At 73.3% G+C, this 15,692-nt stretch carries 13 protein-coding genes; 11 read left to right on the top strand and 2 right to left on the bottom strand.

The features are described 5' to 3' along the window. Positions 1-200 (top strand): methionine adenosyltransferase domain-containing protein (locus tag DQ384_RS00005; protein WP_181870939.1); only part of this gene is annotated, 200 nt, incomplete at its 5' end. An 898-nt stretch (positions 201-1,098) separates the two neighbouring features. On the opposite strand, the gene DQ384_RS42600 is transcribed toward DQ384_RS00005, so the two are convergent. After that, positions 1,099-1,566 (bottom strand): hypothetical protein, encoded by a 468-nt coding sequence (locus tag DQ384_RS42600; protein WP_181870940.1) that lies wholly within the window; start codon positions 1,564-1,566, stop codon positions 1,099-1,101. Here DQ384_RS42600 and DQ384_RS42605 point away from each other — a divergent pair. From DQ384_RS42605 to DQ384_RS00060, 10 genes are all read left to right on the top strand, one after another. Further along, positions 1,453-4,278: a primosomal protein N' family DNA-binding protein gene (locus DQ384_RS42605; RefSeq protein ID WP_245966201.1), complete on the top strand. Its 2,826-nt coding sequence runs from the start codon at positions 1,453-1,455 to the stop codon at positions 4,276-4,278. The genes DQ384_RS42600 and DQ384_RS42605 overlap by 114 nt on opposite strands. 50 nt (positions 4,279-4,328) lie before the next feature. Continuing rightward, complete coding sequence (locus tag DQ384_RS00020) at positions 4,329-6,032, top strand: hypothetical protein (protein WP_114026557.1); 1,704 nt, start codon at positions 4,329-4,331, stop codon at positions 6,030-6,032. 107 nt (positions 6,033-6,139) lie between these two features. After that, on the top strand, positions 6,140-7,498 hold the full coding sequence (locus tag DQ384_RS00025) for a hypothetical protein (RefSeq protein ID WP_114026558.1): 1,359 nt from the start codon (positions 6,140-6,142) through the stop codon (positions 7,496-7,498). A 101-nt stretch (positions 7,499-7,599) separates the two neighbouring features. Continuing rightward, positions 7,600-8,148 (top strand): peptide deformylase, encoded by a 549-nt coding sequence (gene def / locus DQ384_RS00030; RefSeq protein ID WP_114026559.1) that lies wholly within the window; start codon positions 7,600-7,602, stop codon positions 8,146-8,148. Between the two features lie 4 nt (positions 8,149-8,152). Beyond that, entirely contained in the window at positions 8,153-9,103 is a 951-nt protein-coding gene (gene fmt / locus DQ384_RS00035) for a methionyl-tRNA formyltransferase (RefSeq protein ID WP_114026560.1), read from the top strand. Positions 9,104-9,229: 126 nt separating this feature from the next. Continuing rightward, the gene (locus DQ384_RS00040) at positions 9,230-10,642 is read left to right on the top strand and encodes an RsmB/NOP family class I SAM-dependent RNA methyltransferase (protein WP_114026561.1); all 1,413 of its coding nucleotides are present in this window, start codon (positions 9,230-9,232) and stop codon (positions 10,640-10,642) included. A 190-nt stretch (positions 10,643-10,832) separates the two neighbouring features. After that, positions 10,833-11,768 carry a zinc metalloprotease gene (locus DQ384_RS00045; protein WP_220182701.1) on the top strand — a complete coding sequence of 312 codons (936 nt, stop codon included), beginning with the start codon at positions 10,833-10,835 and terminating at the stop codon, positions 11,766-11,768. Positions 11,769-11,997: 229 nt separating this feature from the next. Continuing rightward, positions 11,998-12,492 carry a cupin domain-containing protein gene (locus DQ384_RS00050; RefSeq protein ID WP_114026563.1) on the top strand — a complete coding sequence of 165 codons (495 nt, stop codon included), beginning with the start codon at positions 11,998-12,000 and terminating at the stop codon, positions 12,490-12,492. Between the two features lie 271 nt (positions 12,493-12,763). Further along, positions 12,764-13,690, top strand: a complete 927-nt coding sequence (locus DQ384_RS00055; protein ID WP_114026564.1) for a peptidase S1 — start codon at positions 12,764-12,766, stop codon at positions 13,688-13,690. A 228-nt stretch (positions 13,691-13,918) separates the two neighbouring features. Next, on the top strand, positions 13,919-14,425 hold the full coding sequence (locus DQ384_RS00060) for a GNAT family N-acetyltransferase (RefSeq protein WP_245966151.1): 507 nt from the start codon (positions 13,919-13,921) through the stop codon (positions 14,423-14,425). A 158-nt stretch (positions 14,426-14,583) separates the two neighbouring features. On the opposite strand, the gene DQ384_RS00065 is transcribed toward DQ384_RS00060, so the two are convergent. Continuing rightward, a complete protein-coding gene (locus DQ384_RS00065; protein ID WP_114026565.1) occupies positions 14,584-15,585 on the bottom strand; it encodes an ankyrin repeat domain-containing protein in 1,002 nt (333 codons plus the stop codon). Positions 15,586-15,692 lie beyond the last annotated feature (107 nt).

The raw sequence follows: 15,692 nt of genomic DNA on the forward strand, positions 1-15,692 counted from the left end.
AGGTCGAGGTGGCGAAGATCCAGGACGCGATCACGCGGGTGTTCGACCTGCGCCCGGCCGCGATCATCCGTGACCTGGACCTGCTGCGCCCGATCTACTCCCAGACCGCCGCCTACGGCCACTTCGGGCGCGAGGAGCCCAACTTCTCCTGGGAGCGCACCGACCGCGCCGAGGAACTCCGCCAGGCCCTCGGCCTCTGACCGAAGATCCACAAAGGTTGCGGCCCACCACCCCGGGCCGCAACCCTCCCTAGCCCGACCCCGCAACCTTCCCTTGCCCGGGCCGCGATGCTGCCTTGCCCGGACCGCGACCCTGCGTTGTCCGGGCCGGCGACTGCGCTTTGCCCCAGGCCCGCGATGCTGCCTTGCCCGGGGCTGCACAACCCCGCGACGTTGCCTTGTCCGGTTCCGCAACTCAGCCTTGCTGATCGAGGCCTGTCGCGATCCGGTGATGCGGCGCTGGACCAGGTTCCACGTCCAGGACGAGCCCGCCCGGCCTGGCGACGCTGCCGACGCCTTTCGCGATGTGACCGAAGCCGCGCCCGTCTCACCTCGTCCGACACCGCCGCCACGCGTCCTCCGGCCCAGCGTCGCCTCCGTATTGACGGTTTCGGTCGCCATACCGGAACTGCTCGAAGTGCCGCATACAGGGCGCCGGAACAGGAATACCTGCATGACCGCGAAGAGGGAAACACGGCCTGCGGTCATCAGACAAGGACCACGGGGCCGGGCGATCTCCGTACAAGGCGCCGGGATCTCCGTCGTCCCTTCTCACCGACGCGGCGCCTGAAGTCACACGCACGTGGACGGGAGGGGAGCCGCCCCCGCCAGGGGGAGACGCGAGCGGTGCGGGCGGTTCTCGGCGTAGGGTGTGCTGCTCGTGGAGATCGATGATGGCGCCTCGCGGGATGGCCGGACGGGGGCTAGGGGAGGTCGCTGCTCCGGCCCGTGTCCGCCTCGCCCCAACACCGGCCGTACGGGTGAATCGGGGTGCTTCGTCGTGGGTGTGCGCAGGCTTCCTGTGGCGGGAGACGCGCTGTCCTTCGGCGCGCTGACCAGGCGATAGTGTGTTCGATATGAGGCTTCTTCGCTCGTCCGGTCAGGCTCTGAGGCCGAGCGGCGAGGGACGTGAAGTCGTCGAGGGCCGGACAGCGGCGGTGGTGCGGCGGGGGCGCGAAGGGATGTTCGGGACCAGGTGAGCACGGGGGTACGGGTCACGAGGGACGCCGACGACGAGAGTCGCGTGGCGGCCGGTGGCGAGGCTCGCGTGGCCGCCGAGGACGGTGCTGATGTGGCGGCCGGTGGTGGGGCTCGTGTGACGGCCGTGGACGGTGCTGCTGTGGCGGCCGGCGACACTGTTCGTGCCGGGGCCGGTGGCGGTGTTCGTGTGGCCGCCGAGGACGGGGCTCCCGTGGCCGCTGAGGACGTCGGGGCTTTGTTGCCGCTCGCCGCCGTGGGGGGGCAGGGCGCGGACGCTGCCGCCGGACGTGCGGCGCCCAAGGGGGCCCCGGTGCCCGCGGCGGAGCTTCCGGTCGCCCGGGTCCTGGTGGACACTCCGCTGGCGCACCTTGACCGTCCGTTCGACTATCTCGTCCCCGAGGCGATGGCGGACGACGCGGTGCCGGGCTGCCGGGTGAGGGTCCGTTTCGCCGGCAAGCTGGTCGACGGCTTCGTGCTGGAGCGCACCGCGAGCACCGAACACGAGGGCAGGCTCACGCCCCTGGAACGCGTCGTGTCCCCGGAGCCGGTGCTCACCCCGCAGATCGCCGCTCTCTGCCGCGCCGTGGCCGACCGCTACGCGGGCACCATGTCCGACGTCGTGCGTCTGGCCATCCCCCCGCGCCACGCCAAGGTGGAAGCCGAGCGGCCCGACCCCGGGGACGTGGTGGCGGGTTCGAGTGGGGGAGTCGACGCGGGAGAGGCCGCGACCTCGGCCATTGGTGAGCCGGACGTGCTGCCTGGCTTGTGGGGGGAGTATCCGGCGGGGGCCGCGTTCGTAGCGGCGTTGGCTGAGGGGAAGGCTGCTCGGGCTGTTTGGAGTGCACTGCCGGGGATCCGGGAGGGCGGTGTGCCCACGTGGCCCGAGGGGATCGCTCTGGCCGTCCTCGCCGCCGTGCGCGGGGGCAAGGGCGCACTGGTCGTCGTGCCGGACGGCAAGGACGTCACGCTGGTGGACGCGGCCCTGCGCCGGGTGCTGGGGGAGGGCGCTCATGTTGCGCTCACCGCCGGCCTAGGCCCCGCGGAGCGCTACCGCCGATGGCTGAAGGTGCTGCGCGGCGAGGTGCGCGTGGTCGCGGGCACCCGTGCCGCCACGTTCGCGCCCGTCCACGACCTCGGCCTCGTGGTGATCTGGGACGATGGGGACGACCTGCACGCCGAGCGCCTCGCGCCCTACCCGCACACGCGGGAGGTCCTCGCCCTGCGCGCGCACCAGACCGGCGCGGCCATGCTGGTCGCCGGCCATGCCCGTACGGCCGAGGCGACGCGGCTTGTGGCGACGGGCTGGGCGCGCCCGATCGGCCCCGCGAGGGAGACCGTGAGGCGTTTCGCGCCACGAGTGCGCCCGGCAGGCGATGACGTCGAGCTGGCCAGGGACGCGGCGGCGCGGGCGGCCCGCCTGCCCAGCGTCGCGTGGGCGGCCCTCAGGCACGGCCTGGAGAGCGGGCCGGTGCTGATCCAGGTGCCGCGCCGCGGCTACCTGCCCGCGTTGGCCTGCCAGGTCTGCCGCACCCCGGCTCGGTGCACCCAGTCGCCGCCCCTCGCGGGCGACCCCGCCCCCGTGCCGGGCGCCCCCGGCAGACGCCGCCGCCTGGAGTCCGCCGCCCGTTCGTCCGTGGGCGATCCAGGTGCGCGCACGAGCCCCGCCGCACGCCAGGGTGCTCCCGACCTCGCGGCTAGCCGGTACGAGGCGGACGGCGCGGCTCTCGGGCGCCTCGGAAGACCGGCCGACCTTGGTGCGCAAGGCGGGCAGTCTCGTGGAGAGGAACCTTCTCGGGGAGGCGTGCCCCCTCACGCAGACGCATCCCATGGTGGCGGAGCCTCCCAGCATGGCGGTGCGTCCGGCGGTGCGTCCGGCGGTGGTGGGGCGACCCAGGGGGGTGGTGCACTTCGCGGTGGCGGAACAGTCCCCGGAGGCGCAGTACCCCGCGGTGGCGTGGTGCCGCCAGCCGGTGGAGTTCCCCCCGGTGGAGTTCCCCCCCGCGAGGTTCCTCGGGGTGGCGAAGCGTCCCATCAAGGAACGTCGCCAGGAACGCGTCCCTCGGGGGCGTTCGGTGAGACGGTCGCCGAGGGGGCGGAGTCCGGATGGTGGACGGCGCCTGTTCTTCCCGTGGAGACGGCCGGGCCTGAGGGCTCCCGGGACGTCGGGTCTGAGGGCTTCCGGGAGGCCGCGGGTGAAGGCTCCCGGGACGTCGGGCGTGAGGGGGTCCGGGGGGAAGCGGGCAGCGGCGGTGCGCATGAGGTGCTGTGGGCGCAGGCGCCGTTGTGCGGCGGGCCGTTGGCGTTGCGCGGGGGGCATGCCGCTCCCTACTGCCGGTGGTGCGGCAGGATCGCCGGGACCTGGCGGTGTCAGGTGTGCGGCAGCAACCGCATGCGGGCCGTGGTGATCGGCGCCCGCCGTACGGCGGAGGAGCTGGGCCGCGCCTTCCCCTCAGTCCCGGTGAGGACGTCGGGCCGTGACTCGGTCCTCGCCACCGTCGGCTCCTCGCGGGCCCTGGTCGTGGCCACCCCCGGCGCCGAGCCGGTCCCGGAGGGCGGGTACGCGGCGGCCGTCCTGCTGGACGGCTGGGCCATGCTGGGCCGCCCCGACCTGCGGGCCGCCGAGGAGACCCTGCGGCGCTGGATGAACGCGGCGGCGATGCTGCGTCCCGGCGCCGAGCTGGTCGTCCTCGCAGACTCGGCGCTGCCGGTCGTGCAGGCGCTGCTGCGCTGGGATCCGGTGACCCACGCCGAGCGCGAGCTGGCCGAACGTGCGGCGCTGGGCTTCCCGCCCGCCGTCCGCATGGCCACGCTGACCGGCCCGCCGGCGGCCGTCAGGGAGATGGCGACCGGCCTCGGCCTCCCCGAGGGCGCGCAGATCCTGGGCCCCGTCCCCGTCGAGGGGCCGCGAGGACGGCCCCCTCAGACCCCCGCGGAGGCGGAGGAGCGGCTGATGGTACGGGTGCCGCGCGGGGCCGAGGCCGCGCTGGCGAAGGCGCTCAAGGGAGCGGCGGGGGTGAGGGCCGCGCGCAAGGCTCCTGACCTGGTCCGAGTCTGTATGGACCCGATGGATCTGGTCTGACCCCAGCTCGCCGATTCGCGGGCCTGAAAGTAAGCCGTTAGTTTCTCCCTGTGTCGATCGAATGGGTGAACGCGGCCATCGAGGACTTCCGGGCGTGGGGGCGCTCGAACGGGGTGGTGGTGGATGCCGACGAGGTGCGGCTCCTGTGCGACTACGCCAGCGACTACCTGGACGTGGGCGAGCTGGCCGACTTCACTCCCGTCACGTTCGAGCAGCTCCTGCTCGACATCTATCCGCGCAAGGTCATCGCGCCCCCCGAGAGCGCGGCCGAGACCGTCGCCGCGGCGCGCACACTGGTCGACTTCCTGCTGCAGAGCGGGGAGATCGGCACCAAGATGGCGGGGCGCATGCGCGCCAAGATCGACGAGATCGCCCCGGACATGCCGGCGGCGCTGGCCGACACGACGAAGTTCGGTATGGCCAAGAGCATGTTCGGGGCGATGGGCGCCGACGCGCTGGAGGCCGGCACTCCGTACGCCGCCAGAGACGATCTCACCGCCGGGCCGCGCCGCCCGGCGGCCGTCGGCGCCGGTGAGGTGTGCGACTGCCCGGGGTGCGCCCCTCTGCCTCCGGTACGCCTGGCGCCGCCTCAGGAGGTCGCTCAGGCCGTCCGGGAGGCCGGTCTGCTCCACGACGCCCACCGGGTCCTGTCGTGGATGGTGGACGGCGGCCATGCCCCCACCCTGAAGGGACGGCTGCGCGCCAGGGACGCCGCGCTGGCCGCCCGCGAGCTGGGCGTCGCCGCGCCCGCGCTGGCCTGGGAGGTCGCGCTCGCCGTCGGCCTGGCGGAGGCGTCCGGGCGGACGGTGTCGGCGCCGAGGGGGCCAGGGCCGCTGTCCACGCGCGGCGACGAGGAGGTGCTGGACCTGTGGGCGGGCACGGTGGCCTTCCTCACGGGCGCCTCGGAGGCCGACGTCACGGGCTTCGCTCCGGTCGACCGCGAGCTGTACGCCGTGCACGACATGCTGTACCGGCTTCACGAGCCGCTGGCGGTCGTGGCGCTGCGCGAGTACCTGGAGGAGGTGTCGGCCGAGGACGACGAGCCGGACGCGGGCGGCCTGGAGGCGGCGCTGGGCGTCCTGGCCCGGTGCGGCACCCTCGCCTACGAGCACGACGCCGTGACGCTGACCCCGCACGGCCGGTGGGGGCTGCGCGAGGTGTACTCCCGCATGGGCCTGGTGGCGCCGGTCGCCGCCGACCCGGCCGAGGGGGACGCCGAGGCCCTGATCGCCTCGCTGGTGGCAGGGGTCCCCGCCGGGCAGGCCGAGCGCGACATCGCCGCCTGGCTCGGCCGGCGTCCGCCCGAGGAGGCGGCCCGCGAGATCCTGGCCGCCGCCCGGGGGACGGCGGCCGGCACGCGGGGCGTCGCCGTGACGCTCGTCGACAGGCTCGGCGCCGAGGCCGCGCCCGCCGTCCGCGAGGTCCTGGACGACCCGGAGCTGCGCCCGCACGCGCTCATGTGGCTGGCGTCCCACGGCCTGACCGCGCCCGCCCTGACGCCCGAGGAGGCGCTGTGGGCCGGCGTGGACGCGCTTGCGTTCGTCCTGCCCCGGGAGGGCGACGACCCGGACGAGATCGCGGGCGACCTCGCGGCGGCGGCGCCGTCCGCCCAGGTCATCGACGAGATGTGGCAGGTCGACCACCCGGACGTCGCCGAGGTGCTGGACCTGCTCGGGCGTCACCTGGCGGACAGGAATCTCGCGAAGGCCGCCCGCAAGGCCGCGTTCAAGGCCCGCTCGCGCGGCATCCACTGAGGGTCGGGACCGGCCGGCGGGGAGGGCGGGACGGTGATCGCACGGTGATCAAGGCGAACGTCCGGAGACCGTCTTCGGGTGTGGCTGGTGTGGAGTAAGTTGCCTGAATGGCCAACAGCGGGAACGGCGGCGTCTTCGATCTTGGAGAGCTGCGTAACCTCATCGACGAGCTGGGAAGTGTGTCCGGCGAGGAGCGCGAGGCGCTGCTCGCCGAGATGGCGGGCGAGAACGACGAGTGCGACTGCGACGACTGCGAGAGCGAGGTGCTGAGCTTCCCTCCGGTCGAGCTCGCGCCCCCCGCCGAGCTCGCGGGCGCGGTCGCGTCCGTCCCCTTGGTGCGCGACGCGCGGCGGCTGGCCGCGTGGACGGGCGCCCGCGAGGTCACGGCCGAGGGTCTCCTGCCGGAGGGCGACGCCCGTGAGGCGTCCGGCGAGCTCGGCCTGACGCTCGACCGGCTGCGCCTGGTGTGGATCGTCGCCGTCAACGGCGGCCTGCTGCGCGTCACCCGCGCGGGCGCGTCCCCGGGTGAGGAGCCGTCCGACCTGATGAAGTTCTGGGACGGCGTGGTCATGGACGTCCTCGACCGCACCGAGGAGGGCCTGACGGGCTCGGCGGTGGCCGACGAGCACCTGACCGAGATGCTCGCCACGATCTACGCCACCACCGACGGCATCACCTACGCCGGCCTGATCGAGGGCATGCTGCAGGCCCACGAGATCGGCTGCGAGGCCCGCGCGCACGAGATGCGGCGGCTGCGCGAGACGCTCCCCGCCGAGCTGGACGTCGCGCTCGACCTGCTCCAGTACTGCGGCCTGTTCGAGCGTGGCGCCGAGAGCGTCCGGCTCACCCCGCTCGGGGTCTGGGCCGTCCGGCAGGACCTGCTGCGCGAGGGCCATGACGCGCCGCTGCTGTCGGAGATCGCCGGGTTCGCCGAGCTGAGCGCCTCCGAGCTGGTGGACGCCATGCTGACCGGCGAGGCCCCGTCCAGCGCCCCGGCGCTGTGGGCCGAGCGCCGCGTCCCCGAGGACGCCGCCCGCGAGCTGATCAAGGTCGCGGCCTCGGGCACGGCCGGGCAGCGCGGGGTGATCGGCACCGTCCTCGCCGAGATGGGCCCGGAGGCCGAGCCCGCGCTGCGCGAGGCCCTCGCCGAGCCCGCGATGTGGCGGCACGCGGCGGTCTGGCTGGCCGTCCGCGACCTGGAGGCGCCCGTCCTGACCGAGGAGGACGGCACCTGGCTGGCCGTCGACACCCTGGCCACGCTGCTGCACATCGCCGACGTCCCGGAGGCGATGGGCGAGTTCGAGGAGCTGGAGGCCGGTGAGGAGCTGCTGCGCCTGGTGGAGGACATCAGCCGCAGCAGCCACCCCGACGCCATCGCCGTCCTCGAGCTGCTCGGCGCCAACCACCCGGACGCGACGGTCGCCAAGGCGGCGCGCAAGGCCGCGATGAAGGCCCGCTCGCGCTGAGCCCTCGCCGGGCGCGGCCCGCCCGTGACGTCGCAGACCGGCGGTCCGCGGCGAGCCATAAACTAGGGTGACCCTCAATCGTGATGTGAACGGAGTCGTCCGTGGCAATTCAGTCGATCCGCCTGTTCGGCGATCCGGTGCTGCGCACCCCGGCGGAGCCGGTCGTGGATTTCGACAAGGAGCTGCGCAAACTCGTCAAGGACCTCACCGACACGATGATGGACGCCCCGGGCGCCGGGCTCGCCGCGCCGCAGATCGGCGTCAGCCTGCGCGTGTTCACGTACTACATCGACGAGCAGCTCGGCCACCTGATCAATCCCAGCCTGGACCTCTCGGACGAGAAGGACGAGGAAGGCGAGGAGGGGTGCCTGTCGTTCCCCGGCCTGACCTTCCCGACGCCGCGCGCGATCCGCGCCGTGGCCAAGGGGTTCGACATGCACGGTGAGCCGATCACCATCGAGGGCACCGACCTGATGGCCCGGTGCGTGCAGCACGAGACCGACCACCTCGACGGCGTCCTGTTCATCGACCGCATGGACCCCAAGCAGCGCAAGCTGGCGATGAAGGCGATCCGTGAGGCCGAGTGGAGCGGCCTCGCCGCGCCGGCCGTGAAGTTCTCGCCGCACGCCACTCAAGGGAAGGCCCTCTAGCATCGTGCGCCTCGTCTTCGCCGGAACCCCGGAAACCGCGCTGCCGTCGCTGCGGGCGCTGCTCGACTCGCCCCGCCACGAGGTGGTCGCCGTGGTGACCCGCCCGGACGCCCACTCAGGGCGGGGGCGCAAGGTCCACGCGAGTCCGGTCGCCGAGCTCGCGGAGTCCGCCGGCATCGAGGTGCTGCGGCCGGCCAAGGCGGGCGACCCGGAGTTCCTCGCCCGGCTGAGGGCCATCGCGCCCGACTGCTGCCCGGTGGTGGCGTACGGCGCGCTGCTGCCGCAGGCGGCGCTGGACATTCCCAAGCACGGGTGGATCAACCTGCACTTCTCGCTGCTGCCCGCGTGGCGCGGCGCGGCCCCGGTGCAGCACGCCGTGCTGCACGGCGACGAGATCACCGGCGCGGCGACGTTCCAGATCGTCAAGGAGCTCGACGCGGGGCCGGTGTACGGCGTCGTGACGGAGCAGATCCGGCCCGCCGACACCACCGGCGAGTTGCTGGCCCGCCTCGCCGAGTCCGGGGCCGGGCTGCTCGCGGCCACGCTCGACGGCGTGGAGGACGGCGAGCTGGAGGCCCGCCCGCAGCCCTCCGACGGCGTCAGCTACGCGCCGAAGATCGACGTCGCGGACGCGCGGGTCGACTGGACGGCTCCGGCGATGCGCGTCGACCGGCTGGTCCGCGCCTGCACCCCCGCCCCGGGGGCGTGGGCGGAGTTCCGCGGCGAGCGCCTCAAGCTCGGCCCCGTCGCCCCCGTGCCGGAGGGGGAGGAGCCGATCCCGGGCGCCGGCGCCCTGGCCCCGGGTGAGATCGCCGCCGCCAAGAACACCGTCCTGGTGGGCACCGCGACCCGCCCGGTGCGGCTGGGCGACGTCCAGCCCGAAGGCAAGCGGCGGATGACCGCGGGGGAGTGGGCACGCGGCGTGCGGCTCACTCCGGACGACCGGCTCGGCTGACCCCGCGATGGGGAGCCGCGACGCGTGCCACCGCCGGGCGAACTGGGCGGATATTACGGATATGTACGACATGATCGAGGCGACGGGCCTGATGATCGAGACGACGGGCCTGACGGCGGGAGACGCGTGACACGGGATGACGGCGGCTCGGGCCGCGCGGCCGGGCGAGGCAGGCCGGGCAGGCCCGCGGGCAGGTCCAAGCCGGTCCGCGACGAGCCGCGCAACACGGCGTACGACCTGCTGCGCGCCGTGGACGAGCGCGACGCGTACGCCAACCTGCTCATGCCCACCCTGCTGCGCGAACGCGGGCTGACCGGCCGCGACGCCGCGCTGGCCACCGAGCTGGCCTACGGCACCCTGCGCGGTCTCGGCACCTACGACGAGATCATCGCCGTGTGCAGCGACCGCCCGCCCGAGGACATCGACCCGCCGCTGCTCGACGCCATCCGCCTCGGCGTCCACCAGCTGCTCAAGACCCGCATTCCCCCGCACGCCGCCGTCAGCGCGACCGTCGATCTCGTACGGCTGCGCGTCGGCACGGGCGCGTCCAAGTTCGCCAACGCCATCCTGCGCAAGGTCGCCACGCGTGACTACGACCGGTGGCTGCCCATCGTCGCCCCCGACCCGGACGAGGACCTCATCGGCCACCTCGCCGTCGCGCACAGCCACCCCCGTTGGATCACCTCGGCGCTGCGCGACGCCGTCGGCGGCGACCCCGAGGAGACCGCCGCGCTGCTGGCCGCCGACAACGAGCGCCCCGGCGTCACGCTGATCGCCTGGCCGGGCCGCAGCACGGTCGGCGAGCTGGTCGAGGCCGGGGCCGTCCCCGCCCGCTACTCGCCGTACGCGGCCTACCTGCCCGAGGGCGACCCCGCGTCCGTTCCCGCCGTCGCCGAGGGCCGCGCGGCCGTCCAGGACGAGGCGAGCCAGCTCGTGGCCCTGGCGCTCACGCGGGTGCCCCTGGACGGCGATGACCGCCTATGGCTGGACATGTGCGCGGGTCCGGGTGGCAAGGCGGGGCTGCTCGACGCGCTCGCCCTCCAGGAGGACCGCCACCTGCTGGCCTCCGACCAGCGCTTCCACCGCGCCCGCCTGGTCTGGCGGGCGACGCGCAAGGCGGGGGTCATCTCGGCGGACGGCACCGAGCCCGCCTGGCGCGAGGGCGCGTTCGACCGCGTGCTGGTCGACGCGCCGTGCACGGGGCTGGGCGCGCTGCGCCGCCGTCCCGAGGCGCGCTGGCGGCGGGATCCGGGCAGCGTGCCCGAGCTCGGCGCCCTCCAGCGCCGGCTGCTCGGCTCGGCGCTGACGTCCACGCGCCGGGGCGGGGTGGTGGCGTACGTGACGTGCTCGCCGCACCTGGCCGAGACCCGCGCGGTGGTCGACGACGTCGTGAAGCGGCGCGGCGACGTCGAGGTGCTCGACGCGCGCGACTACCTGGACGAGGTCGACTCCCTCGGCGAGGGTCCGTACGCGCAGTTCTGGCCGCACCGGCACGGCACCGACGCGATGTTCCTCGCCCTGCTGCGCCGGGCCTCCTGAGTCGCGTGGTGGCACTGCGGGGGACCTCCTCGCCGGGGCGTGCGTTCTCATCGCGGCGGTTCGACCGATGACTGCTTTCTAACAAACCGGTCAAGTAACTCTTACGCGCCTAGTCGGCAAATATCCCGAATTATTACATCATCGCGAGTCCCAGATCGGGACTCGCGATGATTGATGTTCAGGGAGAACGATGCACATCACCCCCCGTCGCATGGCCCTGCTCTCATCCCTGCTGCTCCTGCCCGTGATGCTGGTCACCCCATCGGCATCCGTGGCGGCCGTCTCGAACCCCTGTCTCGCCCCGGCGTCCACCCACGGCGACGTCGCCGCCCGGCCCCAGCACGGGCAGCACGACCCCAACGAGATCAGCGTCGCCCGCGCGGACCAGATCGACAAGGCGATGCTCGACGCACTCGCGGCGAAGGGTCTCAAGCCGCGTGGCACGGCCGGCACGGCCGCCATCGCCCCGGTCACCGTCAACGTCTACTGGCACACGATCACCAACGGGAGCCAGGGACAGGTCTCCACGGCCACCATCAACAGCCAGATCACCGTTCTGAACAACACCTACGCGGCCCGGGTCGGCGGCAGTGCCACCCCGTTCTCGTTCCGGCTGGTCTCGACCGACACCACCAACAACGCGACCTGGTTCGTCGGCAACGACGGCAACGGCATGAAGAGGGCGCTGCGCAAGGGCGGTAAGGCCGACCTGAACTGGTACTCGGTCGGTTTCACCAACGGCCTGCTCGGCTATGCCACGTTCCCCAGCGACTACGCCGCCAACCCCCTCCTGGACGGCGTGGTGATCGACTACCGCAGCCTGCCCGGTGGGTCCTACAGCGCCTACAACCTCGGCTACACCGGCACCCACGAGGTAGGCCACTGGTTCGGCCTCTACCACACCTTCCAGGGCGGCTGTAACGGCCAGGGTGACTACGTCGCCGACACCCCCGCCGAGAAGAGCGCCGCATACGGGTGCCCCACCGGCCGTGACACCTGCACCGGCAATGCTGGCGTCGACCCCATCCACAACTACATGGACTACTCCGACGACCGCTGCATGTTCGAGTTCACCGCCGGGCAGTCCACCCGCATGCAGGACATGTGGACCGCCTTCCGCGCCTGACCCGCGCCTGATCCGTGCCTGACCCACGCCTGACGAGGGCCTGATTCATTCACGCCTGACCCACGACGGCGGCCGCCCGCGCGGCCGCCGTCCGCCATCTCGCGCACCCGCCCCCGGCACTACGCTGTCCTCTCGTCAGCATGCCGGACCTTCGTCGGGCGTACGCGGCGTGGACGCGGCTTCGACCGGTGGCGCGAGGCCCCGGCCGGGGAGGAGACGAGAGGGCGCCATGTCATACCCGGAGCGGTTGTACTTCGCCGAGGACGGCGAGGCCGGCGGGACGTTCCGGCCCAAAGGCCACGAACCCGAGCTGAGGATCGGCGAGGGCGGCACGGTGGTCAGCTACCTTGCCACAGGTGCGACCACGGGCGGGTTGTTCGGGCTCTACCGCTGGGACATGGGTCCGCGGCCGAGCGGGCCGAGCGCGCATTACCACCGCACGATGGCCGAGTCGTTCTTCGTCTTCTCCGGGACGGTCCGCCTGTACGACGGGGCGGCCTGGGTCGAGGCCACGCCGGGTGACTTCCTGCACGTCCCGCCGGGCGGAATCCACGCGTTCCGCAACGAGTCCGGCGAGCCAGCCTCGCTGCTGCTGCACTTCGCCCCGGGCGCGCCGCGTGAGGCGTACTTCGAGGAGCTGGCCGAGATCGCCGCGACCGGTCGCACGCTCACGCCGGAGGAGTGGACGGAGCTGTACCTGCGTCACGACCAGTACATGGTCTGACCTCGCCGAAGGCGCCCGCGACCTGCGATCGCCCGCCGAGGAGCACGGCTTCCGCCCCGGCCGGGGGCGCCACATGGAGGAGGTCGTCCTCGACGGCGAGGACTTGGGAACGGCCGCCGATAGCCGAGTGGTACAGAACGACTTCTGGGACACATGTTCCTCACCCGAGCGCGGCCGGCCGATCCTTTGTCCTTTCAGTAGTGACTCGTACACTCTCCGTTACATTCGAGGCGGGCACCCGAGCCCCGCCTGGTCTGATTCGGAGGTCGTCATGACGATCGGAACAGCGGTCCGGCGTGGGCGCACTCTCGCCCGCGCGGCCGCGGGCAGGTGCACCCTCGCGATCGCGGGCGGGCTCGTCGCCGTCCTGGGCGCGGCCACGGCCGCCCCCGCCGCCGCCGCGGCCCCGCCCCGCATCGGCGTCCTGAAGAGCGACGGCAACGCGCTGGTCAAGGAGGGGGGCCTCTCCACGAACTGGGTCCTCGAACACGACGACGTCAAGCAGGTCGTCCTCGCGGGCGACCGCATCGGCGTCCTGACCGGCGGCGGCACGGCGCTGGTGAAGGAGGGCGGCCTGTCCACGAACTGGGTCACCGAGTACACCGGGGTCAAGCAGCTCGCGCTGTCCGGCGACCGCATCGGCGTGCTGACCGGCGACGGCAGGGCGCTGGTGAAGGAGGGCGGCCTGTCGGCGTCCTGGGTCCTGGAGAACACCGGGGTCAAGCAGATCGTGCTCGCGGGTAAGCGCATCGGCGTGCTGAAGAGCGACGGCACCGCTCTGGTCAAGGAAGGCGGCCTTTCGGCCACCTGGGTCACCGAGAACACCCGCGTGCGGCAGATCGCCCTCTCCGGCAACCGCATCGGCGTGCTGAAGGGCAACGGCACGGCGCTGGTCAAGCAGGGCGGCCTGTCGGCCACCTGGGTCACCCAGAACATCGGCGTCCTCGAACTCGCGCTGTCCGGCAACCGCATCGGCGTCCTGAAGGACGACGGCAAGGCCCTGGTGAAGGAGGGCGGTCTCTCCGCGACCTGGGTGCTGGAGAACGACAACGTCATCCAGATCGCCCTCGCCGGCAACCGGATCGGCGTGCTGAAGGGCGACGGCAAGGCCCTGGTGAAGGAGGGCGGTCTCTCCGCGACCTGGGTGCTGGAGAACGACAACGTCATCCAGCTCGCCCTGTCCACCGGGAGCGACTAGACCTCTGGCCCCCGGCATCCGCTCCGGCCCGCGCGGACTCGATCCGCGCGGGCCGGGCGCGCGCCCGCACGCCCGGCGGTACGCTCCACGGCCCTGCGTCCCGGCGATCCGGCCCCCCGTCCCCGCCCCGCGTCCCGGCCCCGCGTCCCCGCGTCCCGGCGATCCGGGGCCGCGTTTTCGGCCGGGGGTAGGGGGTTTCGGTCGATCCGCCCCTAGGAAGATGTAGTGGTGACCCCTGCCACCACACCGCGCATCGCCGACATGGCCCCCGAGCACGCCGCCGAGGTGCTGGAGATCTACCGGCTCGGCATCGACGAGGGCCAGGCCACCTTCGAGACCAGTGCCCCCGGCTGGCGGCACTTCGACGCCGCCAGGCTGCCCGCGCACCGCCACGTCGCCCTGGACGAGACCGGGCGGGTGCTCGGCTGGGTCGCCGCGTCCCAGGTCTCCGGCCGCCCCGCCTACGCGGGCGTGGTCGAGCACTCGATCTACGTCCACCCCGGCGCCCGCGGACGCGGCGTCGGCAGGTCCCTGCTTGACGCGCTGATCGCCTCGACCGAGGCCGCCGGAATCTGGACGATCCAGTCCGGGATCTTCCCCGAGAACACCGCCAGCCTCGCCCTGCACGCCCGCGCCGGCTTCCGTGTGATCGGCACCCGCGAACGCATCGGCCGCCACCACGGCGTCTGGCGCGACGTCGTCCTGATCGAACGCCGCAGCCCGCTCGTCTTCTGACCTGCCCGGGGCCGGCGACGGTCCGTAACCACATCTCCAGCGTCATCACCAACACCGGCGCCCACAACAGGATGGACGCGGTTCGCATGGCCGTCGAGTCCGGCCGGATCGAGAGCCTGCGCCACGGCTGACCCCCGGGCCCGCCGGGGGCCGTGGAGTCAACTCCAGTAGTCGCGGCGGGGGAGCCTCACCCACCGGCCGGGCGGACCGGCGACGGGGCTCGCGTCGGACGGCCGCAGCCCGGCGGCGGCGCAGCAGTAGGCGACGGCGTGGCCCCGGTACAGGTAGGCGGCGAGAATCTCCTCCGCCGTCAGGTGCCCGCCGGCGTCCCCGCCACCGGGATGCGTGTCGGAATCCACGACCACGCCGTCCCGGGCGACCGCTCCCTGGTTCCCGCTCTTGGGATTGGCGAACATGCTGTAGCAGACGGTCCCAATGGACACCCGCTTGGTGACACCGGGCGTGGAGGGCATGTATCCCCAAGGCTGGGTGATGACACACCCGCCGGGAACGTCGGTGACCCCGACGATCATCAGACTGCCGCCGGTGCCGTCCTCGGTGTCGTCCATGGCGGACCACGGATCCTCGATGAGCGCCTCGACGTCGGCCTCGTCGGCCGGCGTGGCGTCCAGGCGCCGGACCGTCTTGGCGGCGGTGACGCCCGCCACGCAGGCCAGCCCGAGGCCCTCGTCGTCCAGCCCACCCAGGGCCGCGACAAGTCGCCGCGCCTCCGCCGAGGCCGCGGCCTCGGCCTCGGACAGGCCGGGCTCCCCCGGAGGGACCGGGAAGAGGCCGGGCGTGGGACCGGCCAGGGCCAGCCGCCCGGGAGACCACCCCGCCATCATCGGCCGCCAGGGGTCCGCGCCGGCCGCCGCCAGGGCGCGGGCGTTGTCCGCGCGGTCGGCGAAGACGGCTGACCACAGCGCGGTACGGTCGTCGTACTCGGCGTCGACGTCGTCCACGCGACCGGCCAGCTCGGCCACTACCTCGGGCGATCCCCACTCGGCCGCGAAGTGCAGCGGCCTCCCGCCGAGGGCGCCCAGGTGGTGGACCCCGGAATTCGGGTCGGCGCCGGCGTTCAGCCGGGCACGGATCAGATCGAGATCGCCCCAGTCGTACCCGGCGACACCGGCCCACCCGGCGCCCACGGAAGCGGCCATGACACTCCTCAAAGATCGGCGGCGAATGGCGCAATCATGCCGTATCCAACCATTCGTAGCGCCGCGGAGGTACTCCGTCCCGGCCCCCACAGGGCAGGGGCCGGGAC

Origin of the sequence: Sphaerisporangium album, from assembly GCF_003323745.1 — a bacterium.
Lineage (GTDB): Bacteria > Actinomycetota > Actinomycetes > Streptosporangiales > Streptosporangiaceae > Sphaerisporangium > Sphaerisporangium album.